Here is a 23,105-nt window from a genome sequence, read left to right as displayed (position 1 = left end):
ACGTAGACCCAAAAATAGCCCTGTGTCGCACATTCACGAGTGCGGCTCTGATCTTGCCAGGAGTGCTATAGCAAGAATCCTGTCACCCATTCTGCACTGTAGAATCCTGCCGCAAGAATGATAGCGACTGCAACCAGTCCGGTCCAAATACCAGGCATAGCGAAGGGCGACAAAATAGCCGTCGCGACGATACCATCCCAGACCAACAATGATCCCAGGTAGATTTCCTTGTTTGCATAGGTCCAGGAGCCGGCCTCCGTTCCCCACGGATAACACCCCTGCGTAGCCGACAATGACGAGCATGCAGTCGCCTTCGCGGCTACGAGGTAGTCGACGACAAGCAACAGGAGGAAAGCACAAAGAAATGCTTGGACTACCATTTCGATGAAGCTGGGCTTGCGGACCATCATAATTGCCTCGCAAAGCCTCGTCCCGTGGCTGGGTTGCCGCTTTCTCGCGTAATATAGGCTAGGATCTGCGCAAGATCTAAGCGAGCGTTACCGAGATAGCGAAGCGGGGGCAATCTAAAGCCTTCCTTGGCGAGCTTCGCCGCCTCTGCTTCGAGGAAGGCGTCAAGCTCCTCTTCGCTGACATCTCTACCCGCCGCAATTGAGCGTTGAATGGTTTCCCTCAGCGCCGAAAGCTTCGCCTCGCGTTCCTCTACCAGTCGCAGGCCCTCGCGCACCACGTCGCTGGCCGAGCCGTAGCGCCCGTCCTGCGCAGCTTGCTCGATGAATTTTCCCCAGCGGGGATCGATCGAAACATTCATGCGCGTGCCTCCAGCTTCTATCCAAAATTATACTGGAGTAAAATTTATGCGCAATCTACGCCATTGGCTGAGGCGCTTCGGAGAGCTCGCCTTCCGGCGGTTTTTCCGACGTCACGTAGATCTCTTCGAAACTCGACACGAACTTTTCGAACAGTACCGAAAATGCATTGAGTTCGTCTTCCGGCCAGTCCTCCAGGATGCGTGCCAGCAGCGTGCGTTTGACGGCCCGGATCTCGGCCAGCAGGCTGTCGCCGAATTCGGTGCGCACGACCAGCGAGCGGCGGCCGTCCGCCTGCGAAGCGTCGCGGCGCAGGATGCCGCGGGCGACGAGATCGGCGACCAGCCGGCTGCCGCGCGAGGGGTCGATGCGCATCGCCTCGGCGATCGCGCCGACCGTCACTTCGCCCTCGATCCGGCGCATCACGTCGAGCACGTCGAGATGCGAGATCTCCAGGCCGGGCGCTATATTGGCGATCGCCGTGCGGCCGATGATCCGCCGGCCGATCAGGATACGCATCCGCCCGAGCGTTTCGCTCACGCGAGCCACATCCTCGGGGGAAGGCGAGGGGGCAGCGGGTTTCTCCTGCAAAAGGCTCTTTGTCGTCATGGGACGAACATATCAAACGGCATGGGGCTTTCCAACCACTCTTTGCATTGTGCATCAAAGTGCGATTGACAATTATATGCTGAAGGCACATAAATTTCCGACACTTTGGATTGACCCATGGATATGACCCGGCCGGCCGATGTGCCGCTTGTCGCCAACCACCGCCAGCGGTTGGTGATCTTCTGCTTTTTGCTGACGGCGCTGTTCATGGCGACGCTGGACAACCAGATCGTCTCGACGGCGCTGCCGACGATTATCGGCGAGTTCGGCGAACTGGAGCGTTTCGGCTGGGTCGGTTCGGCCTATCTGCTCGCCAGCAGCACCTCGATGCCGATCTACGGCAAGCTCGGCGATCTGTTCGGCCGCAAATACGTGATGCTGGCGGCGATCGTCATCTTCACCATCGGTTCGCTGACCTGCGGGCTTGCCTGGTCGATGGATTCGCTGATCGCCTCGCGCGTGCTCCAGGGTTTTGGCGGCGGCGGCATCATGGTATCGATCTTCTCCATCAACGCGGACCTGTTCGAGCCGCGCGAGCGGGCGAAATACCAGAGTTATTCGAGCCTGGTGATCATGGCCTCCGGCAGCCTCGGCCCGTTGCTCGGCGGCACGATGAGCGAATTGTTCGGCTGGCGGTCCATCTTCCTGATCAACCTGCCGGTCGGCATCGTTGCGGTCACCGGCATCTCGCTTCTGCTTCCCTATCGCCGCCCGATCCGCAAGCCGAAGATCGATTACCTCGGCGCCGTCCTTCTGGCGGGAACCGTTGCGAGCATCGTCGTCTGGGCCGACAGCGTCACGTTGTTCGGTTCGCTGGTCGCCTGGCAGTCGATGGTCGTCGTGGCGGTCGGCACCCTCTGTGCCATCCTCTGGGTCGTCGTCGAGGGGAAAGTGCCCGAGCCGATCGTGCCGCTGAAACTCTTCCGCGATTCGACCTTTTCACTGTTCCTGATCGTCTCCTTCTGCACCGGCGCGGTGGCGATCGGCATGGCCAACTATTTCGCGCTCTTCCTGCAGACGACGACCGGCCTGTCGCCGACGACCGCGAGCTTCTGCTTTGTCGCCACGACCCTCGGCATCGTCATCGGCTCGCTCTCGACCGGCCGGCTGATCTCGATCACCGGCCGCTACAAGCCGTTCACGCTGATCGGCCTGTCGCTGAATATCGCTGCCCTGTTCATCTTCTCGCAGCTTCCGTTCGCAACCCCGATCTATGTCATCCTCGGCTTCATGCTGATGCAGGGGCTGGCGATCGGCTTCGGCCAGCAGGCGCCGATCATCGGCGTACAGAATTCCGCCCCCCGCGAGGATGTCGGCGCGGCAACCGGTGCAGTGACGCTGATGCGCATGGCCGGCGCCTCGATCGCCATCTCGGTCTATGGCGCGATCGTCGCCGCCGGAATCCGAGGCGTCGGCACCAGCATCCCGGGCGTCGAGGATATCGGCTCGCTGACGCCGCTGATGATGCTCGCATTGCCCGAACCGTCACGCATCGCGGTCCACACGCTCTACACCGAGGCCTTCACGCCGGTGTTCTTGGCCGGCAGCGCCATCGCCGCGGTCGGCCTCATCGCAGCCCTGATGCTGAAACCGGTCCGTTTGCCATCAGCGCTCGTGGCCGAAAACAAGCCCGCTGCCGCCTCGGAGTGATCTGGCGTAGCGGCGTTTTTGCCCTATCTTCAAGGGCATGAAACCAGAGGCGCTGCTTCATCCCACCCCGGCCGGGCTGTTCTGCCCCATCGGCCGTTTCCATGTCGATCCGGTCCGTCCCGTCGAGCGGGCGCTGATCACCCACGGCCATTCCGACCATGCCCGCGCCGGCCATGCCAAGGTTCTGGCGACCCGCCAGACGCTCGACATCATGCGGCTGCGCTACGGCGAGGACTTTTGCGGCGAAGAACAGGCCATCGCCTTTGGCGAGGAAATCGATGTCGATGGCGTGCGGGTGAGCTTCCACCCGGCCGGCCACGTGCTCGGCTCGGCCCAGGTCGCCATCGAGAAGGACGGGCTGCGGATCGTGGTTTCGGGTGATTACAAGCGCGGCGTCGATCCCACCTGCGCCCCCTTCGAGCCGGTCGCCTGTGACGTCTTCATCACCGAGGCGACCTTCGGCCTGCCGGTCTTCCACCACCCGGATCCGAGGCAAGAGATCGATAAACTGCTGACCTCGCTGAAGCAGTTTCCGGAACGCAGCCATCTCGTCGGCGCCTATGCGCTCGGCAAGGCGCAGCGCGTCATCCGGCTAATCCGCGATTGCGGATATCATGAGCCGATCTACATCCACGGCGCCTTGGCGAAACTCTGCGACTACTATGTCGGCCAGGGCATCGATCTCGGCGATATAAGACCCGCGACCATCGAGAAGAGCAGTCCCGACGCCTTCAAGGGCGCCGTGATCGTCGGCCCGCCCTCGGCCTTCCAGGATCGCTGGGCACGCCGCTTCAACGAACCTCTGATCGCCTTTGCGTCGGGCTGGATGATGGTCCGCCAGCGCGCCAAGCAGGGCGGCGTCGAGCTGCCGCTGGTCATCTCCGACCATTGCGACTGGCCGGAACTTCTCTCGACCATCGAGGAGATCGGCCCGAGCGAAGTCTGGGTTACCCACGGCCGCGAGGAGGCGCTGGTGCGGTGGTGCGAGCTGAAGAATATTCCGGCAAGGCCGCTGCATCTGGTGGGCTACGAGGATGAGGGGGATTGATGGGGATGATCTTCGTTCAGCGCTTCGTGGCCACCCCCCTCTGGCCTGGATCAGCGGCATGGCCGTTGCCATTCTTCAAAGACAAAACCCCTCCCCAACCCCTCCCCACAAGGGGGAGGGGCTTCGCTGCCACGCGTTGCCGCCGAGATAGGGGCGAGACATTGCCACGAGTTTTCTCCCCCCTTGTGGGGGAGATGGCCGGCAGGCCAGAAGGGGTCTTTCTTGAGGAGGGCACCCCATGAAAGCCTTCGCCACCCTCCTCGACCGCCTCGTTCTCACCCCGTCGCGCAACGGCAAGCTTACTCTCCTCGCCGACTATTTCCGCGATACGCCCGATCCCGATCGCGGTTACGGCCTTGCCGCACTCGCCGGCGGGCTCGACCTGAAAAGCGTCAAGCCCGCCATGCTGCGCGATCTCGTGCTGGAACGCATGGACCCGGTCCTTTTCCAGTATTCCTACGACTATGTCGGCGATCTGGCCGAAACCATCTCGCTGGTCTGGGATGGTACCCGCAAGGACGAAATCGACGACGACCACCAGCCGCGCTTAAGCGAAGTCGTCACGAGAATGAACGCGCTCGGTCGCACCGAGGTGCGCTCCGCCGTCCGCGACCTGCTCGACAAGCTCGATACGTCGAGCCGTTTCGCCTTCCTGAAGCTCGTCACCGGTGCGCTCCGTATCGGTGTTTCCGCCCGTCTCGCCAAGCAGGCGCTGTCGGACATGAGCGGAAAGGACGTCACCGAGATCGAAACCCTCTGGCATGGATTGACCCCGCCCTATGAACCGCTCTTCGCCTGGTTGGAAGGTCGGGCGGAAAAGCCGGTCCTCGCCACGCCGGCAATCTTCCACTCGGTCATGCTGGCCAATCCGGTGGAAACGGGCGATCTCGAAAAGCTGGACCCCGCCGATTATGCCGCCGAGTGGAAATGGGATGGCATCCGCGTGCAGATGTCGAGCTACGGCGGCACGAAGAAGCTTTACTCCCGCTCCGGCGACGACATTACCGGCGCCTTTCCGGATGTCGTCGGGTCGATCAACTTCGAAGGCGTGATCGACGGCGAGCTTCTGGTCGGCGGCACCGCCCGCTCCAACAACCCGACGCGCACCTTCTCCGACCTGCAGCAGCGGCTGAACCGCAAGACGGTGACGGGCAGGATGCTCGACGATTACCCCGCCTTCGTGCGCGCCTACGATCTCCTGTTCGAAAGCGACCTCGATATCCGCGCCGAGAGTTTTCTCGAACGCCGCAGACGCCTCGGCGACATCATCCAGCGGGCGCCGCATGATCGTTTCGACCTCTCCGAACTCGTTTCCTTCGCCACCTGGGACGAGCTCGACCGCATCCGCATTGCGCCACCCGATCCAGTCATCGAGGGCGTGATGATCAAGCGCAAGGACAGTCCATACCAGGCCGGCCGCCTCAAGGGCCCCTGGTTCAAGTGGAAGCGGGACCCCTACAATATCGACGCCGTGATGCTTTACGCGCAACGCGGCCACGGCAAGCGATCGAGCTATTATTCCGACTTCACCTTCGGGGTCTGGGCGGAGACACCTGATGGCGAAGAACTGGTGCCGGTCGGAAAAGCCTATTTCGGCTTTACCGATGCGGAGCTCGAAGTGCTCGACAAGTTCGTGCGCGACAACACGGTCGATCGCTTCGGACCGGTCCGGGCAGTGCGTGCCGAGCGGGATTTCGGTTTTGTGCTGGAGGTCGCCTTCGAGGGCATCAACCGCTCGACCCGGCATAAATCGGGTGTCGCCATGCGTTTCCCGCGCATCGCCCGGCTCCGTTATGACAAGCTGCCGCGTGATGCCGACCGGCTGTCGACGCTGACCGCGATGCTGGATGCCAAGGCCGGCTGAAAACCCGTTGCCGTTCCCGAATCGTTGAATGGACAGCGCCTTTCGCGAGTGCTGAAATCGGAATCGCGCGCAACGGAGAATGGATTCCGCAGACATGACATCGAAAGACATGGCATCAGACCGCATCTTCACCTCGAAATTCCCCTCGCGAGGCGATGGCCTCACGCGCCGTACCCTGCTGGCTGGCGCCGCCGGTCTCTCGGTTGCTGCCATGCTGCCGGGCGCGGCCCGCGCGCAATTTCCCGTGCCTGAGGTTCCGCCGCTTGAGAAGGAGGATTACGGCGACGCTCGCCGGCATTTCCGCACCAACCTCATCCGCAAGGGCCCATCCCCCGAACAGTCTCCGCCGCTCGGCACGCCCGCCGGTTCGAGGAAGGTGATGTATCGCGGCGGACCGGACGGCTCGATCGAACTGATCGCCTGGATCTCGCCCTATGAGCCTTCCGCGAAACTGAAGCCCGCAGTTCTTTTCCTGCACGGCGGCAACGCCACCGGCGACGGCCATTGGGAACTGATGAAGGCCTATTGGGAAGCGGGCTACGTCGTCATGCTGCCCTCGTTCCGGGGCGAAAACGGCCAGGCCGGCAATTATTCGGGCTTCTACGACGAGACATCGGATGCGCTCGCTGCCGCCAGCTATCTGGAGGAACTGCCGGGCATCGACAAGAACCGCTTCTTCCTCGCGGGCCATTCGAATGGCGGTACGCTGGCGCTGCTCGCCTCGATGACGCGAAAGTTCCGCGCCTCTGCGCCGATCTCGGCGGGCGTCAATTCCTGGCGTTATTTCGGCCGGTTCGAGCGGGAAGTGCGTTTCGACGAGAGCGACCAGAAGGAATTCATCATGCGCTCTTCGGTCTGCTTCGGCCACAGTCTCAAATGCCCGACGCTCCTGCTGCGCGGCACCGAGGAACGGCCATTCGACGCCGACCACCGTTTGCTGATGGAGCGGGCGAAATCAGCCGGCGCCCAGATCGAGGCCAAGCTGCTGCCCGGCAACCACAACGGCGTCGTGCCGGGCGCGGTCGCCGAAAGCATCCGTTTCTTCAACCAGGTCACGGGTTAGGGCCGAGCTTTCACCGCCCGGCATCCCAGGACTACCCGAACATCAGCGACCGGTGCGTTCCCGCGCCCGCCATGGCGCCGTCACCGACGGAAATTGCAACCGAGCCCGCCGCGCGCGCTGCATCGCCGCAGGCGAAAACGCCGGGAATGCTGGTCTGCTGGGTCATGTCGGTGCGGATGAATTTGCCCACCGGGCCGTCCTCCAGGGCGCAGCCGAGCTGTTCGGCCATCGGGCTTGCCAATTCCGTCCGGGACAGGACGAAAAGTCCGGCGAAACTCAAGGCCCGGTCATCCTGCAGCCGGATTTCCCCGTGGCCGCCGATCGACGAGATCGGAGTTTCCTCGATGGTGACGCCGCGCGCCGCCAGCTGGCCGGCCTGTTCCTCGTCGGGCCGGAACGCATCGTTGAGCAGGAGGGTGGTCGGTCCCCAGTCGGGCAGCATCAGCGCGTGATGCATTGACAGGGCGGAGACGCCGATCACGCCCACCTGTCCGCGGTTCAATTCGTAACCGTGGCAATAGGGGCAATGAAAGACGCTTTTGCCCCACCGTTCGATCAGGCCGGGGATCTCGGGCAGATGATCCCTGACGCCCGTGGCGAGCACCAGCCGTTTCGCCGCGAGTTCCTCGCCGCCTGCCGTCACCGAGAAACCGCCTTCGCTTTTCCGGGCATCGTCGGCCCGTGCGTCGAGCCATTCGACGGTCGGATAGGCCATCAGCTGGGAGCGGGCCTCGCTGGCGATGATCTCGGGCCGTTCCCCATCGCGGGTAAGGAACCCGTGAGAAGTCTCGGCAAACCGGTTGCGGCGCAGGCCTTCGTCTATGACGAGGATCCGCCGCCGGGCGCGGGCGAGCTGCAGGGCGGCGGAGAGGCCGGCATAGCTGCCGCCGATGATGATCGCTTCATAATCCATGCGAAATCCTCCTCATGAGTCTTGAAACAACATAAGTTACATGAAGAGGCGCGGTCAATAGACTTGTAACTTATATTGTTGCGAATAAGCGCGCATGTTAGGAATGGATGACCGAAAACGCTTAGGGAGCGCCGCGATGAGACACGACAGCCGCCTGTCCCGCATGCTGCATGTGCTGATCCACATGGATCGCCACGAAGGTGCGGCCACGTCTGAAACCATTGCCGCGATGCTCAACACCAATCCGGTCGTGGTCCGCCGCACCATGGCGGGGCTTCGGGAGAAGGGCTATGTGAGCTCGGAAAAGGGCCATGGCGGCGGCTGGAGACTGGGGCGCCCTCTGTCGGAAATGACGTTGCTCGACATTTACGAAGCGGTCGGCGAGCCTGCGGTCTTTGCGGTCGGTCCTGCCTGCGACCAGCCGGCATGCCTGGTGGAGCAGGCGGTCAATGCCGCCCTTTCCGAAGCTTTCGAGGAGGCAGAGAAGCTGCTCCTCAGCCGCTTCGGCAAGGTGACGCTGGCGGATATCGCCCGCGACTTCGATGCTCGCATGGCACGCCATCCGGCATCGGCGGCCCATGCCGGGGCGGGCTGGCACTCATGAACGGTTCCACCAGCTTCGCGCCAGCCGCATCTGCCATTGTCGGCCGGACTTCATCTGCTGGAAGCGGGTTCCCATGCCATTCTCCTTTCGACCTTTCCGCCGACCCCTTGGCCTTTCCGCCATGCTCGCCGCGTCCGCGGCGCTCAGTGGCTGCCAGATTCCTTTGGTCACCGATACCAGCCGCATGAACCCGGACGTCTTCGTGCAGCAGACGGCGCCGGTCTTCAACGTCCCGGCCTATGCCGATCCGCCGTCGAACCAGCCGCCTCCGATGCCGGGCGCCATTCCGCACAAGCGCCAGCTCTATCCGTCGACTTTCCACCAGACCTACGGGCTGCCGGTTTCCAATCCGGTCCACCGGGCCATGTACGGCGTCATTCGCGACGACGGCCACACGCTTCCGGCCATCCCCTATTCGCGCATCGATTCCCGTTATCTGCGCCAGGACGTCGACTACACCACCAACGAAGCGCCGGGCACGATCGTCGTCGATACCAGGGAACGTTTCCTCTATCTCGTGCAGCCGGGCGGCAAGGCGATCCGCTACGGCGTCGGCCTCGGCAAGGCCGGCTTCTCGTGGCAGGGCCGCGGCGTGATCCAGCGCAAGGCCGAATGGCCGCGCTGGACGCCGCCGGACGAGATGGTCGCCCGCCAGCCGGATCTGCGCAAATTTTCGGCCGCCGAGGGCGGTGCCAATCCGGGCCTCAACAATCCGCTCGGCGCCCGCGCGCTCTATATCTTCAAGGATGGCCAGGACACGCTCTACCGCGTGCACGGCACCCCGGACTGGCAGTCCGTCGGCAAGCAGACCTCGTCGGGCTGCGTGCGCATGCTCAACCAGGATGTCATCGACCTCTTCGACCGCGTGCCTTCCGGCACGCCGATCGTGGTCATCTGAACGCGGAAACATCCCTTCAACGAACGGAAAGAGCGGCATTGCCGCTCTTTTTTTCATCGTCTCAGGGGTTTGAACTGCCGTGTAGGTCTCGTGAATAGTTGATTAAGGACCGCGGAACTATCCTCCAGTTCAAGGAGCGAGTCGGAACCTTTCGGCCGCCCTGCCGTTAAAGAGCGATTTTGCTGTTCCCTGCGTTTTACTATCGAGCGGTCCCGCCCCAGATGATCCTGAACCCTTCCTTTTCCCGCCGGAGTTTTCTGTCTCTCCTCGGCGCGGGCGCAGCCTCCACGCTTGCCGGCTGCGCCTCGTCCGTGCCGCGCCCGCTGGCGACGACGGTTGCCTTCCGTCCGGAGCCTATCGAAGGCCCGTCGTCGGAACTGGATGTCATGTACGGCTCCGTGGTCGATGGCGGTTTCGTCATCCCGGCGGTCCCCTATCGCCAGATCAACCCGCGCTATTATCGCCAGCAGGTCGTCGATCCGACCGGCGAACGCCCCGGCACGGTGGTGGTCGACACGGCCTCGCGCTTCCTCTACCTCGTCGAGCCGGGCGGCACCGCCATGCGCTACGGGGTCGGCATCGGCCGCGAGGGTTTTGCCTGGCAGGGCGAGGGCGTCATCCAGTGGCGGCAGCGATGGCCGAAATGGACGCCGCCGGACGAGATGGTCGCCCGCCAGCCGGAACTCACCAAATATTCGGCCAAGAACGGCGGCATGCCGCCCGGCCTTCTGAACCCCCTCGGCGCCCGCGCGCTCTACATCTTCCAGAACGGCAAGGACACGCTCTACCGCCTGCATGGCTCGCCGGAATGGAATTCGATCGGCACCGCCGCCTCGTCGGGCTGCGTGCGTCTGATGAACCAGGATATCATCGACCTCTACGACCGCGTGCCGGAAAAGGCGCGCATCGTGGTGTGGCAGTAGGCTTTTCTGTCACAGAGGGCTGCTATCAACCCGGCGTGATCCGCGGCGCCGGGAGGTTTGCATGGTTGAAATCGAGGTCCGTCTCGTCAGGGGGCTGATCGCCGAACTCCCTCACTCTCCCGCCTTGATCAGCCTCTGTTTCAGCGCGATCAGTTCGTCGCGCAGCGCCACGGCCTCATCGAAACTGCAGCCGACGGCCTTGCCGATCGCCTGGGCAACGCCCGTCGCCTGATGCCGAAGCTCGCCGCCTTTCGCCGTCAGCGAAATCCTCACCTGCCGCTCGTCGTCGCGGTCGCGCTTGCGGGCGACGAGGCCGGATTGTTCGAGCCGCTTGAGGAGAGGGGAGAGCGTGCCGGAATCGAGGCCTAGCCGATCGCCGATCGCCTTCACCGGCTGGTCGTCCTCCTCCCATAGGGCGATCATCACCAGGTATTGCGGATAGGTGAGTCCGAGCGGCTCGAGCAGCGGCTTGTAGGTGCGGGTGAAGGCATGGGCCGCGCCGTAGATCGCAAAGCACAGCTGCGCATCGAGTTCGATCTCGAAATTATCCGGGTTGCGTGGTTTTTTCTGCATGGCCGGTCCTGTCTTCACGTTCTTGTGCTCTATCTTTTTCCCGGCCCGCATTTTCGCAGGCTTGACGGCAAAATGCAATGCGCGTAATTAGATTGTGCGCAATTGAATTGCGGACAAGATTTTAACCCAAGACTATCGTCAAAGACCAAGGGAGTTAGACCCATGCCCATTCTCTACACCACCAAGGCTTCCGCCACCGGCGGCCGCGCCGGCCATGGCGCCTCTGAAGACGGCGTTCTCGACGTTACGCTGACGGTTCCGAAGGAACTCGGCGGCGACGGTGCCCGCGGCACCAATCCGGAACAGCTCTTTGCCACCGGTTATTCCGCCTGCTTCCTCGGCGCGCTGAAATTCGTCGCCGGCAAGGAAAAGGTAAAGATCCCTGACGACGCCAAGGTGACGGCGACCGTTGGCATCGGCCCGCGCGAAGATGGCGGCGGTTTCGGCATCGAAGTGTCCCTCCTGGTCGACATTCCGGGCATGGACAAGGCCCAGGCCGAAGACCTCGCCGCCAAGGCCCACATCGTCTGCCCCTATAGCCACGCGATGCGGACCTCGACCGAAGTGCCGGTCTCGGTCGCCTGACCGTTCTGAAAATTTCCAGATGAAAAGCCGGCCTTCGCGCCGGCTTTTTTATTTGAAGGTAGTGAGCGTCGCCCGCAGCTCTTCCGCGCCGCCCTCGCCAAGTTCGGCGTCGATCTGCGCATGCACCCGCTTCCAGATCGGCAGCGCCGCCGACAGCATGGTCATTCCGTCGTCCGTCAGGCGCAGGAGCCGGCCGCGCCGGTCCTTCGGATCGACGGTGGTTTCGACCAGACCGCGCCGTTCCAGCACTTTCAGTGCCGCCGTCAGCGTCGTGCGGTCCATCGCGAGCAGGCTGGCGACCTGGCCCATCGGCGCCGGCTGCGGCCGGTTCAGCGACATCATCAGCGAAAATTGCCCGTTGGTCAGCCCGATCGGCTTCATCGCATTGTCGAAACGCCGGGCCAGCGCCCGCGCCGCCCGCTGCACATGCAGGCAGAGGCAGGTGTCGCGGACCAGCAGCGTCGTCGAAAAGGGAATCACTTCGATAGTCGGGGTGTTTGACAGCATCGGAAGAGTATGTTGATATCAACTTATTCTGTCAAGCATTGGAGGAGGCCTGTCATGGATGTCACCGTGTCCCCGAAGAACCCTGTCGTCAGCCGCGAGGAGTGGCTCGAAGCCCGGCGCAAGCTGCTGGCTTTGGAAAAGGAGGAAACCCATCTGCGCGACAAGGTGCGCGCCGAGCGCCTGGCCATGCCCTGGGTCAAGGTCGACAAGGATTATGTGTTCGACACTCCAAAGGGCAGAAAGTCGCTCGCAGAACTGTTCGAGGGCCGCAGCCAGCTGATCGTCTACCATTTCATGCTCGGTCCGGATTGGGATGCCGGCTGCCCCGGCTGCTCGTTCCTGTCGGACCATATCGACGGCACGCTTCCGCATCTCAACAACCACGATGTCACCTTCATCGCAGTTGCCCGCGCGCCGCTCGACAAGATCGAGGCCTACAGGAAGCGCATGGGCTGGAAATTCCCCTGGGTCTCGTCCTTCGGCAGCGATTTCAACTTCGACTATCACGTTTCCTTTTCCAGGGAGGACCTTGCCAAGGAGGCGGTGTATTATAACTTCCGTGAAGTGCCGCCGTCCGAGGCGCATGATGAACTGCCGGGCCTTTCCGCCTTCTACAGGAACGAGGCGGGCGAGGTCTTTCATACCTATTCCAGCTACGCCCGAGGCGGCGAAGAGCTGATCGGCACGCTGATGATCCTCGACCGGGCGCCGCTTGGTCGCAACGAGGACTCGACGATGAACTTCGTCAAGCGCCACGACGAGTACGAACCGAAACCACAGGAAACGGCTTCATCCTGCTGCCATTGAACGGGTTCATTCTGGAGCTTCGAAAAGAGGAGGAGGAAAAGATGAGCGCGATGGAAATGCCCAAACCCCAGGCCGAACACGGCTTTCTGGAAAGAATGGTCGGCCTTTGGGAGGTGACGTCCACCAGCATGGGCCACGACGAAAAATGGGTCGAGGTCTGCCGGTCGCTGAACGGCATCTGGTTCGTTGCCGAAGGCAGCGGCGACATGCCGGGCGGCGGCGGTCCCGCAACCACCATTCTCACTCTCGGCTACGATCCGGCCAAGGGCAAATATGTCGGCACCTGGCTCGGCACGATGATGAACCATCTCTGGGTCTACGAGGGGGAGCTGTCGGACGACGGATCGACGCTCAATCTCTACACGACCGGCCCGGATTTCGCCAATCCCGGCAAGACCGGTGACTACCGCGAGCAGATCATCTTCACGGACGACGATCACCGCACGTTCAATTCCAGCGCCAAGCAGCCGGACGGCACCTGGCAGCAGTTCATGGAAGCGAACTACGCCCGCAAGCGCTGAGCCTGCGGATGCTTACTCAACGCGTCGAACGGCGCAGGAATCTGGAGAGGAGACGACCATGTTGCAGACCGTTACCGGGTCTCGATCCGAGACCCATGGCAAATTCATCTGGGTCGAGCTGATGACGCCCGATACCGATGCCGGCGGAAAATTCTATTCGTCGGTGGTCGGCTGGAAGGTCAAGGAAATGAGCATGCCCGACCTGCCGGCCTATTTCCTGTTCGAGATGGGCGAGGGCGACAATTGCCCCGGCATCGGCGGCATGATGAACTTTCCGCCGGAACTCGAAGGCAAGATTCCGCCGAACTGGACCGGTTATGTCGCGGTCGACGATGTCGACCAGATGGCCAAGGACTATGTCGCCAATGGCGGCCGCGTCCAGCGCGAGCCCGAGGATATTCCGGGCATCGGCCGCTTCGCGGTCGTCGCCGATCCGCATGGCGCGGTTCTCTGCATCATGACGCCGCTGCCGATGGAAAATCCGCCCGCTGAACTCGCCTGGGATGCCGTCGGCAATGTCGGATGGCGCGAGCTTTATGCCGGCAACGGCAAGGAAGCGATCGACTTCTACGGCAAGATGTTTGGCTGGAAGCTCGACCACGATTTCGACATGGGACCGATGGGAACCTACCACATCTTCTCCCATAACGGCCGCCAGATCGGCGGCATGATGACCAGGCCGGAACAGGTGCCGGTACCGTGCTGGTGCTATTATTTCATCGTCGACTCGATCGATGCTGCGGTTGAGAGGGTCAAGGCCGGCGGCGGCCAGGTCCTCATGGGGCCGATGGAAGTCCCCGGCGGCAGCTGGATCATCCAGGGCATGGACCCGCAGGGCGCGTTCTTCGCCCTGACCGGGAAGAAGTAGGCAAAACAACCTGTTTGGCGGCTGCGGGCCCTTGTCCCAGGGCGGGAGCCCGCGACCTTCCCTGCAGACGCGGCATACCGATCGACATGCCGGAGGAGTTGACGGCGCTGCTGATCGAAGCGGCCTGGCGAGGCGTGATGGCGAAGCTTGTCTTTGGAATGAACCAGTCCCTCGACGGTTATGTCGACCATGAGGAAATGCAGACCGGGCCGGTGCTTTTTCGTCACTGGATAGAGCACGTACGTGATCTGACTGGCAGCGTGTACGGTCGCCGCATGTACGAGACCATGCGTTATTGGGACGAAGACCGTCCCGAGTGGGATGCGGAGCGCCGCGAGTTCGCGCAAGCATGGCGGCGCCTGCCCAAATGGGTCGTGTCGCGCTCGTTGAAGTCGGTCGGCCCCAACGCCACGCTCGTCGAGGGTGACGTCGAGGCCGTGATCCGTGACCTGAGGGATCGGCTGGCCGGGGAGATTTCGGTGTCCGGACCGGACCTCGCGCGAAGCCTGACCGATCTTGGCCTTGTCGATGAGTATCGGCTCTACCTCCACCCCGTCGTGCTTGGTCGCGGCAAGCCGTTCTTCGCCGGCCCGCGGCCGCCGCTCCGTCTTGTTTCCATCGATCGTGTTGGCGAGGACGTGATCAGGCTGACATACGTTCCTGCCTAGATCACATACCTCGCCAGGTGCGGCGGCCCGGAGGCGTCCGCAGTCAGTGGATCATCGAATTGATGCCATTGAACATCGCGTCGAGATTGCCGTTCTCGGCCGCATGACGCAGCGGCTTGCAGCGCTCGACGACGACTTCCTTGACGTCCGGCTGCGTCGTCAGGATGTCCATGACCTCCGAGATGAAATCGGCAAGCGGCATGGCGTTGGGATCGCTCGCCTGGCGTTCGCTCATCAGCGTCGTCTGAACATAAGGCGGCACGATCTCGATCACCTGCGGCCCCGCATCCTTGAGCTGCTGGCGGATCGCCATCGAATAGGAATGGATGGCGGCCTTGGTGGCCGAATAGGTCGGCGTCAGCGCCATCGGCACGAAGGCAAGGCCCGAGGATACGGTCAGGATCGCGGCATCTTCCTGGGTGCTCAACTGCGGCAGCAGCGCCGCGATCAGCCGGATCGGGCCGAGCAGGTTGGCGGTGATCGTCTCTTCGGCGGTCGAGAGATAATCCGAGCCGGCGCCGATATGTTCCGGCACCATGATGCCGGCATTGTTGATGACGGCGTTCAGCGACGGATAGGCAGCCACGATCTCGGCCGAGAACGTCTTGATTGCGTCGGCATCGGAAAGATCGAGCATCATGCCTTTCATGCCGGGATTGGCGGCGGTCACCGCGTCGAGCGTTTCCTGGCGCCGGCCGGTGACGATCACCTGGTTGCCGAGTGCGTGGAACGCCTCGGCGAGCGCCCGGCCGATGCCGGAATTGCCGCCTGTGATGAGGATCGTATTGCCGTTCATTTTCATGGTCATCGCCTTTCCGTGTTGCGTGGCCGGAAAATACGGCTATCAATCTCTTCTCGGAAGAAGGCACCCAAAAGATTTATACGCACCAAAAGGAGAGTGACTGTGGATCAAGGAATTCGCCCGTCGATGCGGTCCCCCTCCGGCCGCGAAATCCCCGATGAGATCGATCCGGTGCTGGAGGAACTGGTGCGCGGCATCATCGGCCAGGTGGCCGACAAATGGACGATGCTGATCCTTGAAGTGCTGGAGGAGCACGGCACGCTGCGCTTCACCCAGATCGGCAAGCTGACCGGCGGCATCAGCCAGAAGATGCTGACCCAGACGCTGCGGCAGATGGAGCGCGACGGTTTCGTGTCGCGGAAGGTCTATCCGGTCATTCCCCCGAAAGTCGAATACAGCCTCACGGAGCTCGGCCGAAGCCTCAGCGCCGCCTTCTGCACGGTCTGGGAATGGGCCGCGGCACGCCACGCCGATATCGAGGCAGCGCGAAAGGCCTTCGAGGAGCGCAACGGGAAAGCCTGAGTTCTCTCCTGATGGAGGGAAGGTATGTCCTTATCCGACAGCCACCGCTTCCCGGCTTTGACGGCCGGACGATCGCATATGGGACGCGAGACGGTGCGGCATCCCTAACCCTCCCCCTTGTGGGGAGGGTGGCCGGCAGGCGGGCGGGGTTTTATACCGGGTGAAGGCCTCTCCCCAACCCCTCCCCACGAGGGGGAAGGACTCCACGCACCGCCGTCCTTTCATATGCCATCGCCCTGCCGCGAGCGGGAAAAAGGGTGAGGAGCAATTCCATCGAGTCAGCCACGGCTCGCCGCAAAGAAGCTCTCCGGCCCCTCCACTTCGACCAGCCGCCGGCCCTCCACCAGCCAGAAGCGGGTGCCGACGGCGCGCACGAAACTGCGGTCGTGGGAGACCAGCAGGCAGCTTGCCTGGTGCGCCATCAACTCGCTTTCCAGCGCCTCCTGCCCGTCGATGTCGAGATGGTTGGTCGGCTCGTCCAGCAGGTAGAAATTCGGCTCGCGCAGCCGCAGCGCCAGCAGGCCGAGCCGCGCCTTCTGCCCGCCGGAAAGCTCTGCCACCGGCCGCGCCTGCATCTCCACCGTGATGCCGATGCCGGCGAGCAGCGAGCGGGCCTTCTGGTCGCCGATGTCGAACCGGTGGATGATCGTTTCGTGCGGCGTCTGCCGGTCGTTAAGATCGGCGAGCGACTGGTCGCCATAGCCGAGGATCAGCGTCGGCGTTGCCCTGATGCCGGCGACCGTCACGGAAGGTTCGGCGATCACTTGGCGCAGCATCGTCACCAGCCGCGTCTTGCCGGTGCCGTTGCGGCCGAGCACGACGATCCGGTCGCCCTGGCAGATGAACTGCTTGCCGGTCCTGAACAGAAGCGTGCCGTCCGGCGTCGTCACCGCCGCATCCTCCAGCGTCACCAGAACCTTGGCATGGGTGCCGCGATTGGCGAGCCGAATGGCGCCTGCCGAGCGTTCCAGATGCGCCGGCCTTGCCGCGTCCTCCAGCTTCTCGGCGCGTTCTTTCAGCTGCTTGGTCTTGACGACCAAAAGGTCGCTGCCCGAATTGATACCGATATTCTTCAGCTTCGCCGCCTGACGGCGCAACTGATCGGCCGTCTTCATGTCGCGTTCGTAGCGCTTCGCATCCGCCGCATCCGCTTCGTCGAGCGCTTCCCGCGCTCGGGAATAGGGCAGGGAGAAGCTTTGAGAATTTTCCGGCCGCAGGAAAAGCGTGCGGTTGGTAACGGCGTCGAGAAAGGCGCGGTCGTGGCTCGACAGGATCACCGGCATGTCGCGGGGGAGCGCGTTCAGCCAGTCTTCCAGAAGCGCGATCTTGGCAAGGTCGAGATGGTTGGTCGGCTCGTCGAGCAGCAGCGCGTCCGGCTCGGTCACCCAGGCCCGTGCGATCAGCGCCAGCCTCTGCCAGCCGCCGCTGAGAGCCGACAGAGGCCGCTCGCGCAACTCCTCAGGCACGTCCATCCCTTCGAGCGCGACGTCGGCGCGCCAGCTTTCGCTTTCGACCTGGTCCGCCGGCGGCGCCTGGAGCACGGCGTCGCGAAAACTCGCCTGCATCAGGGCTGGGGGCACGTTCTGCTCCACCATGCCGATCGTCAGTCCGCGGCTTCTGGTGATCTCGCCTTCGCTCGCATCGAGCGTGCCGGCGATGCATTTGAGCAGCGTGGACTTGCCCCGCCCGTTGGCGGCGACGATGCCGATCCGGTCCCCGGCATTGACGGTGAGGTTGAGCCCGGAAAACAGCGGGCTGGAAAGGGTAATCCCGAGATTGCGGAGGTTGATGAGGCTCATTGTCGTTCTCTGGTCTTGGCTTGCAGGCGCAAGGCATCGCGGGCGCTCGGCCATCATCGGTGCTGTGCTTGCAGCGTGTTCGGAAATCGCATGGGCGCACGAGCGGGTGCTCGGCGCTGCGGGCCACGAAGGGCAGACCAGGAAGGGGTACTTTGAGAGAAACGGCCTCTGGTCAGCCCTGCAAACGCATTTGCAGGGCGTCGACGGGACCACGTGTCCGGTAGTACCGGAAATAGAAATTGTGCACGTGATCCTCCTTTCTCTTGACAAGCACGCCAGCGAAATATCATCGCGGTCGGGTGAATGCAACCGGACCATACTCGGCCGGCTTATTGCCGCCGAGCTTGCCCCGGGCGGTTCGGCTGTTATAAGCGGCCATCGCCGACTGGCGAATGGTTGATTTTCAGGAGAGACGCCGATGGCTGGCGATGACGAATACGTCTATGACGAAGCGACCGGCGATTGGCGCCCGGCCTCGGAACTGGCTGCGGCGGCAGGCGCAGGTGCTGTCGAGGTTCGCGACGCATCCGGAACCGTCCTCAAGGACGGCGATTCCGTCACCCTGATCAAGGACCTGAAGGTCAAGGGCGCCGGCCAGACCCTGAAGCAGGGCACGGTCATCAAGTCGATCAAGCTGACCGACAACCCGGAAGAGATCGACTGCCGCCATGAGGCGATCAAGGGCCTGGTGCTGCGGACGGAGTTCGTGCGCAAGCGCTGAACGGGCAGGGGCGCTGGATATCGCTATTCCGGCGGACGTCGGACCGGAATGCCCAGCGTTTCGAAATGGCGGATATTGTCGGTCACCACCGTCATCGCGCTTGCTTTTGCGGTGGCGGCGATCATCACGTCGGCGAGATCGGGCGGATGTCCGTGTGCCTCGGCGTCATCGGCCATTTCGCCGGCGATCTTCGCCGCCCGTGCGTCGAAAGCGAGGATTCGATCCTCGAAAGTCAGCATGATTCCGTCGAGCCAGCCCGAAAGCCGCGCCGCGCGTTCGTGGCCGCCTTTGCGTCGAAGCTTCCTTATTCCCCGCTCGATTTCCGCGATCGATATCGCGGCGATGAACAGCCGGTCTGCGGCGCCCTCCGCCACCATCCAGTCGTGAAAGCCTGCCGAGGGCTGCGGTTTGCCGGGCGCAAATCTGGAAATGACGTTTGTATCGAGAAGAAGCCCGCTCACAGGTCGATGTCACGCATCTTCGAATGATCGCGCTCGAATTCGATACCGCCGGGAAACGACATCAGGTATTCGCCGAAATTCGGTCGGGCTTTGCCGAGCATATTCCTGGCGGCTTCCGCGGCCTCGATGCTCACCAGGGCCGCCACGGGCTTGCCGTGGCGGGTAATAGTCACGATCTCACCCTTGATGGCCTGATCCACCAGGTTGGAAAAGCCCGCTTTGGCCTCGCGCAGATTGACGGTCGACATTGCCATCGCCCCTGTAGTCACTGGTGACTACATTAAGCGAGTGCGCTGTCAATTTCAAGGCGCGCCTACCGCTTCAAGCTCCCCAAAATCCCGCGCACGATCGCCCGTCCCACTTGCGTGGCGACGGTCCGCGTCACGCTCTTCATCGCCGCTTCGATGATCGTTTCGCGCTGGTAGCCGGAGCGGCGCGGCTGGGCGCGGCTCTGGTCGTTGTCGTCGTCCTTGCCGCCGCCGAAGCCGGGCAGGGTCCAGCCGGTCGTCTCGCCGGAGCCGGCCGGCGGAGCGGACTGCAGCTCGTCCTGCGCCTTCCGGGCGGCGGCCGCATCGGCGGCCTGCTTGGCACGGGCGGCGAGGATTTCGAAGGCGGATTCGCGGTCCATGTCCTCGTCATAGAGGCCGAGGACCGGGCTCTTGTCGATGATCATCTGCCGCTCCTGATCGGAAAGCGGGCCGATGCGGCCGGACGGCGGGCGCACCAGCGTGCGTTCCACGATGGAAGGCGCACCCTTGCCCTCGAGCGTCGAGACCAGCGCCTCGCCGGTACCGAGATTGGTGATCGCCGTGGCGCAGTCGAAGTCCGGGTTGGGGCGGAACGTATCGGCCGCCGTCTTCACCGCCTTCTGCTCGCGCGGCGTATAGGCGCGCAGCGCGTGCTGCACCCGGTTGCCGAGCTGGGCGAGCACGGTTTCCGGCACGTCGAGCGGGTTCTGGGTAACGAAATAGACGCCGACGCCCTTGGAACGGATCAGGCGCACGACCTGTTCGACGCGCTCGGTCAGCACCTTCGGCGCGTCGTTGAACAGCAGATGCGCCTCGTCGAAGAAGAACACCAGTTTCGGCTGGGTCGGATCGCCCACTTCCGGCAGTTCCTCGAACAGTTCCGAGAGCAACCAGAGCAGGAAGGTCGCGTAGAGCCTGGGGTTCATCATCAGCTTGTCGGCGGCAAGCACCGAGATCTGCCCGTAACCGCTGTTCGGGTTGATGCGCATGATGTCTGAAATCTTCAGCGCCGGTTCGCCGAAGAAATGTTCCGCACCCTGCTGTTCCAGCACCAGCAGCCCGCGCTGGATCGAGGCGACCGAAGACTTCGAGATCAGCCCGAACTGGGAAGACAGCTCACTGGCATTCTCGGCCATGTAGTTGAGCAGCGAGGCGAAATCCTTGAGGTCGAGCAGCGGCAGGTTCGCCTTGTCGGCGATCTTGAAGGCGATGTTGATGACGCCTTCCTGCGGCTCGGATGCATCCATCAGGCGCGACAGCAAGAGCGGCCCCATCTCGGCGATGGTGGTGCGCACCCGGTGGCCCTTTTCGCCGAACAGATCCCAGAAGATCACCGGGAACTGTTCGAAATCGTAATCCTGAAAGCCGATCTGCTCGGCGCGCTTGAGCAGAAAATCCTTGGCTTCGCCCTTCATGGCGATGCCGGACAGGTCGCCCTTGATGTCGGCGGCAAAGACAGGCACGCCGGCCTTCGAAAAACCTTCGGCGAGTACCTGCAGGGTCACCGTCTTGCCGGTGCCGGTGGCGCCGGTGACGAGACCGTGGCGGTTGCCGAACTTCAGTTCCAGATATTCAGCCTTGTTGAGCGAATCGTCCGGCTTGCGGCTGCCGCCGATGAAGAGCTTTCCCGTATCGTCCATGCAACTATGCGCTCCCTGACCGCGTTCTCTGCCAACTGCTTATAGGATGTGCGGAGGCGCCGGGCAACGGCAACGAGATTGTCTGAGGCCCGCCCGCAACGGGAAGGCTGGGTATGGCATGACGATCGGCGAAACGGTCCCCGCATCGGAAAAGAACAGGGGCCGTGAGGCCGACTCCCCGGACGAGATTCCCGCCCGTGGGCTGAAGGATGTCTTCTGGCGCGTCTATGCGGGCGTCACCCAGGACCGCATCTCGCTGATCGCCGCCGGTGTCACCTACTATCTCCTGCTGGCGCTGTTTCCGGCGGCGAGCGCGCTCGTGTCCCTCTACGGTTTCGTCTCGGACCCGGTGTCGATCGTCGATCGCATCGCGTTCTTGAGCTCCGTCATGCCGGCGGACGCCCTGAACATTTTTCTCGATCAGCTGCGGGCGCTGACCACGGAGCGCAATACGACGCTGTCGATCGCCCTGATCGGCGGCCTGGCGCTGGCGCTCTGGAGCGCCAATAACGGCATGAAGGCACTGTTCGAGGCGATGAACGTCGCCTATGGGGAACAGGAAAAGCGCAGTATCGTACGCCTCAACCTCATCTCGCTTCTCTTCACGCTCGGCGCGCTCCTGCTGGCGATCGTCATCCTGTTTGCCATGGGCGTCGTGCCGGCGGTGCTGCGCTATCTGTGGCTCGACCGATGGACGGAAATCATCATCCGCTTCGCCCGCTGGCCCGTCATGATGCTGTTCGTCACGGGCGGCATCATGATGCTTTACCGCTTCGGCCCGAGCCGCGAACCGGCAAAGCTCAAGTGGCTCACCTGGGGTGCGGCATTCTCGACCGTCGCCTGGCTCTCGGCCTCGATTGCGGTTTCCTTCTATCTGGGGAATATTGCCGATTACAACGCCACCTACGGCACGCTCGGCGCGCTGATCGGTTTCATGGTCTGGACATGGATATCGGTCATCATCGTCATCGTCGGTGCCGAGATCAATGCCGAGCTCGAACACCAGACGGCCCGCGATTCGACCACCGGCAGGCCGAAACCCCTGGGCGCCCGCGGCGCCTATATGGCGGATACGGTGGGCGAGCGTTCGGACTAGGCCTGAAGCCGGAGATGCTTCATGCGCCCTGTTGGCTTCGGCAAAAACTGTGTGTATTACCTTGACGTGAACGTCAAAACCCCGAGGAGAGATTGATGAACGAACTGGTTTCCCGCGTCGCCGAAAATGTCGGCATTGCCCCTGACGTCGCCGAAAAGGCGATCGGCATGATGCTCGGTTTCCTGCAGCGCGAGGCCGATGACGGCGCGGTTGCCAAGATGATCGAGGCTATCCCGGGCGCTTCCGAACTCGTCGCCAAGTTCAACGGCGAAGGTGCCGGCGGCGGCGGTCTCCTCGGCGGCCTGATGGCAAGCTTCGGCGGCGGCGTCATGGCGCTCGGCCAGCAGCTGATGTCCCAGGGTCTCGGCATGGGCGAGATCACTGGCCTTGCCAAGGAAACCATGGCGGTCGCTCGCGAACATGCCGGCGACGAAGTGGTCGACACGGTGATTGCTTCGGTCCCGGGTCTCTCGCAGTTCGTCTGATCTGCATCTTTCGACAGATCAAGCCGCTGGCCGCGAGGCCGGCGGCTTTTTTGTCTTATCCGAGGCAACGAGACCGGTGAGGGCCAATCGGATACCGTCGGCACCCTTGCAGGCTTGTCCTGGGTTTCGCACTCTCCATGTCAATGAGAGTAACCCAGGATGGGAGGTTGCCATGTCCGATGATGACGAGACCGCCATGGTACGGATAACCGGAAGGGTACAAGGCGTCGGTTTCCGTGCCTGGACCCGTGAGGAGGCGGAACAGCTGGGTTTGACGGGCTGGGTTCGCAACGAGCCGGATGGTTCCGTCCTTGCTTTGCTCGCGGGATCGCCCGCCGCCATAACGCAAATGCTCGAGCGTTTGCGGCACGGTCCGCCCGGCGCGTCGGTATCCGGCGTGGAGCGACAACCGGCGGCGCTCGCGCAAAAGCCGGTCGGCTTCCGGATCACCAGATGACCGGGT

The 23,105-nt window shown here is 63.0% G+C and carries 28 protein-coding genes; 17 read left to right on the top strand and 11 right to left on the bottom strand.

Translation table 11 applies throughout. The features are described from left to right. Positions 1-65: 65 nt before the first annotated feature. From ACZ9EJ_RS13685 to ACZ9EJ_RS13675, 3 genes are read right to left on the bottom strand one after another with little or no spacing between them, the layout of a single operon-like run. Complete coding sequence (locus ACZ9EJ_RS13685) at positions 66-410, bottom strand: hypothetical protein (protein ID WP_046641600.1); 345 nt, start codon at positions 408-410, stop codon at positions 66-68. After that, positions 407-769, bottom strand: a complete 363-nt coding sequence (locus ACZ9EJ_RS13680; RefSeq protein WP_080955810.1) for a type II toxin-antitoxin system ParD family antitoxin — start codon at positions 767-769, stop codon at positions 407-409. The genes ACZ9EJ_RS13685 and ACZ9EJ_RS13680 overlap by 4 nt, the downstream gene beginning before the upstream one ends. Positions 770-824: 55 nt before the next feature. Further along, positions 825-1,376, bottom strand: coding sequence for a MarR family winged helix-turn-helix transcriptional regulator (locus ACZ9EJ_RS13675; protein WP_046641601.1), 552 nt, complete (start codon positions 1,374-1,376; stop codon positions 825-827). 117 nt (positions 1,377-1,493) lie between these two features. Here ACZ9EJ_RS13675 and ACZ9EJ_RS13670 point away from each other — a divergent pair, with 117 nt between their 5' ends. The 4 genes from ACZ9EJ_RS13670 (at position 1,494) to ACZ9EJ_RS13655 (ending at position 7,001) form a co-directional block, all read left to right on the top strand. After that, positions 1,494-3,026, top strand: coding sequence for an MDR family MFS transporter (locus tag ACZ9EJ_RS13670; protein ID WP_046641602.1), 1,533 nt, complete (start codon positions 1,494-1,496; stop codon positions 3,024-3,026). Positions 3,027-3,063: 37 nt separating this feature from the next. Then, positions 3,064-4,074 carry a ligase-associated DNA damage response exonuclease gene (locus ACZ9EJ_RS13665; RefSeq protein WP_046641603.1) on the top strand — a complete coding sequence of 337 codons (1,011 nt, stop codon included), beginning with the start codon at positions 3,064-3,066 and terminating at the stop codon, positions 4,072-4,074. A gap of 238 nt (positions 4,075-4,312) precedes the next feature. Further along, the gene (locus tag ACZ9EJ_RS13660; protein WP_046641604.1) at positions 4,313-5,938 is read left to right on the top strand and encodes a cisplatin damage response ATP-dependent DNA ligase; all 1,626 of its coding nucleotides are present in this window, start codon (positions 4,313-4,315) and stop codon (positions 5,936-5,938) included. 109 nt (positions 5,939-6,047) lie between these two features. Beyond that, complete coding sequence (locus tag ACZ9EJ_RS13655) at positions 6,048-7,001, top strand: alpha/beta hydrolase family protein (RefSeq protein WP_046641634.1); 954 nt, start codon at positions 6,048-6,050, stop codon at positions 6,999-7,001. Between the two features lie 31 nt (positions 7,002-7,032). Here ACZ9EJ_RS13655 and ACZ9EJ_RS13650 read toward each other — a convergent pair whose 3' ends face one another. Then, the gene (locus ACZ9EJ_RS13650) at positions 7,033-7,914 is read right to left on the bottom strand and encodes an NAD(P)/FAD-dependent oxidoreductase (RefSeq protein WP_046641605.1); all 882 of its coding nucleotides are present in this window, start codon (positions 7,912-7,914) and stop codon (positions 7,033-7,035) included. A 136-nt stretch (positions 7,915-8,050) separates the two neighbouring features. Between ACZ9EJ_RS13650 and ACZ9EJ_RS13645 the strand changes: the two genes are divergently transcribed. From ACZ9EJ_RS13645 to ACZ9EJ_RS13635, 3 genes are all read left to right on the top strand, one after another. Next, positions 8,051-8,518 (top strand): Rrf2 family transcriptional regulator, encoded by a 468-nt coding sequence (locus ACZ9EJ_RS13645; protein WP_046641606.1) that lies wholly within the window; start codon positions 8,051-8,053, stop codon positions 8,516-8,518. A gap of 121 nt (positions 8,519-8,639) precedes the next feature. After that, positions 8,640-9,416, top strand: coding sequence for a L,D-transpeptidase (locus ACZ9EJ_RS13640; protein WP_046632890.1), 777 nt, complete (start codon positions 8,640-8,642; stop codon positions 9,414-9,416). A gap of 221 nt (positions 9,417-9,637) precedes the next feature. Further along, positions 9,638-10,339, top strand: a complete 702-nt coding sequence (locus ACZ9EJ_RS13635) for a L,D-transpeptidase (protein ID WP_046641635.1) — start codon at positions 9,638-9,640, stop codon at positions 10,337-10,339. Positions 10,340-10,450: 111 nt separating this feature from the next. Here ACZ9EJ_RS13635 and ACZ9EJ_RS13630 read toward each other — a convergent pair whose 3' ends face one another. After that, positions 10,451-10,912, bottom strand: coding sequence for a MarR family winged helix-turn-helix transcriptional regulator (locus ACZ9EJ_RS13630; protein WP_046641607.1), 462 nt, complete (start codon positions 10,910-10,912; stop codon positions 10,451-10,453). 162 nt (positions 10,913-11,074) lie between these two features. Between ACZ9EJ_RS13630 and ACZ9EJ_RS13625 the strand changes: the two genes are divergently transcribed. Further along, positions 11,075-11,497 (top strand): organic hydroperoxide resistance protein, encoded by a 423-nt coding sequence (locus ACZ9EJ_RS13625; RefSeq protein ID WP_037084108.1) that lies wholly within the window; start codon positions 11,075-11,077, stop codon positions 11,495-11,497. Positions 11,498-11,545: 48 nt separating this feature from the next. On the opposite strand, the gene ACZ9EJ_RS13620 is transcribed toward ACZ9EJ_RS13625, so the two are convergent. After that, positions 11,546-12,004 carry a MarR family winged helix-turn-helix transcriptional regulator gene (locus ACZ9EJ_RS13620; RefSeq protein WP_370649712.1) on the bottom strand — a complete coding sequence of 153 codons (459 nt, stop codon included), beginning with the start codon at positions 12,002-12,004 and terminating at the stop codon, positions 11,546-11,548. Positions 12,005-12,058: 54 nt separating this feature from the next. On the opposite strand from ACZ9EJ_RS13620, the gene ACZ9EJ_RS13615 reads away from it, so the two are divergent. The 4 genes from ACZ9EJ_RS13615 to ACZ9EJ_RS13600 all read left to right on the top strand — a co-directional run bounded on the left by ACZ9EJ_RS13615 (position 12,059) and on the right by ACZ9EJ_RS13600 (position 14,868). Then, complete coding sequence (locus tag ACZ9EJ_RS13615) at positions 12,059-12,811, top strand: DUF899 domain-containing protein (RefSeq protein WP_046641608.1); 753 nt, start codon at positions 12,059-12,061, stop codon at positions 12,809-12,811. A 41-nt stretch (positions 12,812-12,852) separates the two neighbouring features. Next, entirely contained in the window at positions 12,853-13,332 is a 480-nt protein-coding gene (locus ACZ9EJ_RS13610; protein WP_370649713.1) for a DUF1579 domain-containing protein, read from the top strand. 58 nt (positions 13,333-13,390) lie between these two features. Continuing rightward, positions 13,391-14,200 carry a VOC family protein gene (locus ACZ9EJ_RS13605; RefSeq protein ID WP_046632529.1) on the top strand — a complete coding sequence of 270 codons (810 nt, stop codon included), beginning with the start codon at positions 13,391-13,393 and terminating at the stop codon, positions 14,198-14,200. 137 nt (positions 14,201-14,337) lie between these two features. Continuing rightward, entirely contained in the window at positions 14,338-14,868 is a 531-nt protein-coding gene (locus ACZ9EJ_RS13600) for a dihydrofolate reductase family protein (protein WP_046641638.1), read from the top strand. A 43-nt stretch (positions 14,869-14,911) separates the two neighbouring features. On the opposite strand, the gene ACZ9EJ_RS13595 is transcribed toward ACZ9EJ_RS13600, so the two are convergent. Next, positions 14,912-15,670 carry an SDR family oxidoreductase gene (locus tag ACZ9EJ_RS13595; protein WP_046641639.1) on the bottom strand — a complete coding sequence of 253 codons (759 nt, stop codon included), beginning with the start codon at positions 15,668-15,670 and terminating at the stop codon, positions 14,912-14,914. Between the two features lie 126 nt (positions 15,671-15,796). Here ACZ9EJ_RS13595 and ACZ9EJ_RS13590 point away from each other — a divergent pair, with 126 nt between their 5' ends. Beyond that, positions 15,797-16,192, top strand: a complete 396-nt coding sequence (locus ACZ9EJ_RS13590; RefSeq protein WP_046641609.1) for a winged helix-turn-helix transcriptional regulator — start codon at positions 15,797-15,799, stop codon at positions 16,190-16,192. A gap of 278 nt (positions 16,193-16,470) precedes the next feature. On the opposite strand, the gene ACZ9EJ_RS13585 is transcribed toward ACZ9EJ_RS13590, so the two are convergent. Then, a complete protein-coding gene (locus ACZ9EJ_RS13585; RefSeq protein WP_046641610.1) occupies positions 16,471-17,991 on the bottom strand; it encodes an ABC-F family ATP-binding cassette domain-containing protein in 1,521 nt (506 codons plus the stop codon). Between the two features lie 418 nt (positions 17,992-18,409). Here ACZ9EJ_RS13585 and ACZ9EJ_RS13580 point away from each other — a divergent pair, with 418 nt between their 5' ends. Next, positions 18,410-18,712, top strand: coding sequence for an alkylphosphonate utilization protein (locus ACZ9EJ_RS13580; protein WP_046632517.1), 303 nt, complete (start codon positions 18,410-18,412; stop codon positions 18,710-18,712). A gap of 23 nt (positions 18,713-18,735) precedes the next feature. On the opposite strand, the gene ACZ9EJ_RS13575 is transcribed toward ACZ9EJ_RS13580, so the two are convergent. The 3 genes from ACZ9EJ_RS13575 to ACZ9EJ_RS13565 all read right to left on the bottom strand — a co-directional run bounded on the left by ACZ9EJ_RS13575 (position 18,736) and on the right by ACZ9EJ_RS13565 (position 21,061). Then, positions 18,736-19,173 carry a type II toxin-antitoxin system VapC family toxin gene (locus tag ACZ9EJ_RS13575; protein WP_046641612.1) on the bottom strand — a complete coding sequence of 146 codons (438 nt, stop codon included), beginning with the start codon at positions 19,171-19,173 and terminating at the stop codon, positions 18,736-18,738. Then, on the bottom strand, positions 19,170-19,421 hold the full coding sequence (locus ACZ9EJ_RS13570; protein WP_037084092.1) for a type II toxin-antitoxin system Phd/YefM family antitoxin: 252 nt from the start codon (positions 19,419-19,421) through the stop codon (positions 19,170-19,172). The genes ACZ9EJ_RS13575 and ACZ9EJ_RS13570 overlap by 4 nt, the downstream gene beginning before the upstream one ends. Positions 19,422-19,486: 65 nt before the next feature. Then, positions 19,487-21,061 carry a helicase HerA-like C-terminal domain-containing protein gene (locus tag ACZ9EJ_RS13565; RefSeq protein ID WP_046641613.1) on the bottom strand — a complete coding sequence of 525 codons (1,575 nt, stop codon included), beginning with the start codon at positions 21,059-21,061 and terminating at the stop codon, positions 19,487-19,489. A gap of 118 nt (positions 21,062-21,179) precedes the next feature. Between ACZ9EJ_RS13565 and ACZ9EJ_RS13560 the strand changes: the two genes are divergently transcribed. The 3 genes from ACZ9EJ_RS13560 to ACZ9EJ_RS13550 all read left to right on the top strand — a co-directional run bounded on the left by ACZ9EJ_RS13560 (position 21,180) and on the right by ACZ9EJ_RS13550 (position 23,099). Then, positions 21,180-22,157, top strand: coding sequence for a YihY/virulence factor BrkB family protein (locus tag ACZ9EJ_RS13560; protein ID WP_046641614.1), 978 nt, complete (start codon positions 21,180-21,182; stop codon positions 22,155-22,157). Positions 22,158-22,252: 95 nt separating this feature from the next. Further along, positions 22,253-22,642 (top strand): hypothetical protein, encoded by a 390-nt coding sequence (locus ACZ9EJ_RS13555; protein ID WP_007764435.1) that lies wholly within the window; start codon positions 22,253-22,255, stop codon positions 22,640-22,642. A gap of 172 nt (positions 22,643-22,814) precedes the next feature. Further along, entirely contained in the window at positions 22,815-23,099 is a 285-nt protein-coding gene (locus ACZ9EJ_RS13550) for an acylphosphatase (protein WP_046641615.1), read from the top strand. Positions 23,100-23,105 lie beyond the last annotated feature (6 nt).

The organism is Neorhizobium sp. USDA 3394 (assembly GCF_056280385.1).
Note: the sequence above shows the minus strand (reverse complement) of the source record. Positions and strands in the feature narration are given on the sequence as shown.

What these genes read in the sequence shown, in the direction of transcription:
- ACZ9EJ_RS13685 (WP_046641600.1), bottom strand. Translation starts at nt 410, where the DNA reads ATGATGGTCCGCAAGCCCAGCTTCATCGAAATGGTAGTCCAAGCATTT.
- ACZ9EJ_RS13680 (WP_080955810.1), bottom strand. Translation starts at nt 769, where the DNA reads ATGAATGTTTCGATCGATCCCCGCTGGGGAAAATTCATCGAGCAAGCT.
- ACZ9EJ_RS13675 (WP_046641601.1), bottom strand. Translation starts at nt 1,376, where the DNA reads ATGACGACAAAGAGCCTTTTGCAGGAGAAACCCGCTGCCCCCTCGCCT.
- ACZ9EJ_RS13670 (WP_046641602.1), top strand. Translation starts at nt 1,494, where the DNA reads ATGGATATGACCCGGCCGGCCGATGTGCCGCTTGTCGCCAACCACCGC.
- ACZ9EJ_RS13665 (WP_046641603.1), top strand. Translation starts at nt 3,064, where the DNA reads ATGAAACCAGAGGCGCTGCTTCATCCCACCCCGGCCGGGCTGTTCTGC.
- ACZ9EJ_RS13660 (WP_046641604.1), top strand. Translation starts at nt 4,313, where the DNA reads ATGAAAGCCTTCGCCACCCTCCTCGACCGCCTCGTTCTCACCCCGTCG.
- ACZ9EJ_RS13655 (WP_046641634.1), top strand. Translation starts at nt 6,048, where the DNA reads ATGGCATCAGACCGCATCTTCACCTCGAAATTCCCCTCGCGAGGCGAT.
- ACZ9EJ_RS13650 (WP_046641605.1), bottom strand. Translation starts at nt 7,914, where the DNA reads ATGGATTATGAAGCGATCATCATCGGCGGCAGCTATGCCGGCCTCTCC.
- ACZ9EJ_RS13645 (WP_046641606.1), top strand. Translation starts at nt 8,051, where the DNA reads ATGAGACACGACAGCCGCCTGTCCCGCATGCTGCATGTGCTGATCCAC.
- ACZ9EJ_RS13640 (WP_046632890.1), top strand. Translation starts at nt 8,640, where the DNA reads ATGCTCGCCGCGTCCGCGGCGCTCAGTGGCTGCCAGATTCCTTTGGTC.
- ACZ9EJ_RS13635 (WP_046641635.1), top strand. Translation starts at nt 9,638, where the DNA reads ATGATCCTGAACCCTTCCTTTTCCCGCCGGAGTTTTCTGTCTCTCCTC.
- ACZ9EJ_RS13630 (WP_046641607.1), bottom strand. Translation starts at nt 10,912, where the DNA reads ATGCAGAAAAAACCACGCAACCCGGATAATTTCGAGATCGAACTCGAT.
- ACZ9EJ_RS13625 (WP_037084108.1), top strand. Translation starts at nt 11,075, where the DNA reads ATGCCCATTCTCTACACCACCAAGGCTTCCGCCACCGGCGGCCGCGCC.
- ACZ9EJ_RS13620 (WP_370649712.1), bottom strand. Translation starts at nt 12,004, where the DNA reads ATGCTGTCAAACACCCCGACTATCGAAGTGATTCCCTTTTCGACGACG.
- ACZ9EJ_RS13615 (WP_046641608.1), top strand. Translation starts at nt 12,059, where the DNA reads ATGGATGTCACCGTGTCCCCGAAGAACCCTGTCGTCAGCCGCGAGGAG.
- ACZ9EJ_RS13610 (WP_370649713.1), top strand. Translation starts at nt 12,853, where the DNA reads ATGAGCGCGATGGAAATGCCCAAACCCCAGGCCGAACACGGCTTTCTG.
- ACZ9EJ_RS13605 (WP_046632529.1), top strand. Translation starts at nt 13,391, where the DNA reads ATGTTGCAGACCGTTACCGGGTCTCGATCCGAGACCCATGGCAAATTC.
- ACZ9EJ_RS13600 (WP_046641638.1), top strand. Translation starts at nt 14,338, where the DNA reads ATGGCGAAGCTTGTCTTTGGAATGAACCAGTCCCTCGACGGTTATGTC.
- ACZ9EJ_RS13595 (WP_046641639.1), bottom strand. Translation starts at nt 15,670, where the DNA reads ATGAAAATGAACGGCAATACGATCCTCATCACAGGCGGCAATTCCGGC.
- ACZ9EJ_RS13590 (WP_046641609.1), top strand. Translation starts at nt 15,797, where the DNA reads ATGCGGTCCCCCTCCGGCCGCGAAATCCCCGATGAGATCGATCCGGTG.
- ACZ9EJ_RS13585 (WP_046641610.1), bottom strand. Translation starts at nt 17,991, where the DNA reads ATGAGCCTCATCAACCTCCGCAATCTCGGGATTACCCTTTCCAGCCCG.
- ACZ9EJ_RS13580 (WP_046632517.1), top strand. Translation starts at nt 18,410, where the DNA reads ATGGCTGGCGATGACGAATACGTCTATGACGAAGCGACCGGCGATTGG.
- ACZ9EJ_RS13570 (WP_037084092.1), bottom strand. Translation starts at nt 19,421, where the DNA reads ATGTCGACCGTCAATCTGCGCGAGGCCAAAGCGGGCTTTTCCAACCTG.
- ACZ9EJ_RS13565 (WP_046641613.1), bottom strand. Translation starts at nt 21,061, where the DNA reads ATGGACGATACGGGAAAGCTCTTCATCGGCGGCAGCCGCAAGCCGGAC.
- ACZ9EJ_RS13560 (WP_046641614.1), top strand. Translation starts at nt 21,180, where the DNA reads ATGACGATCGGCGAAACGGTCCCCGCATCGGAAAAGAACAGGGGCCGT.
- ACZ9EJ_RS13555 (WP_007764435.1), top strand. Translation starts at nt 22,253, where the DNA reads ATGAACGAACTGGTTTCCCGCGTCGCCGAAAATGTCGGCATTGCCCCT.
- ACZ9EJ_RS13550 (WP_046641615.1), top strand. Translation starts at nt 22,815, where the DNA reads ATGTCCGATGATGACGAGACCGCCATGGTACGGATAACCGGAAGGGTA.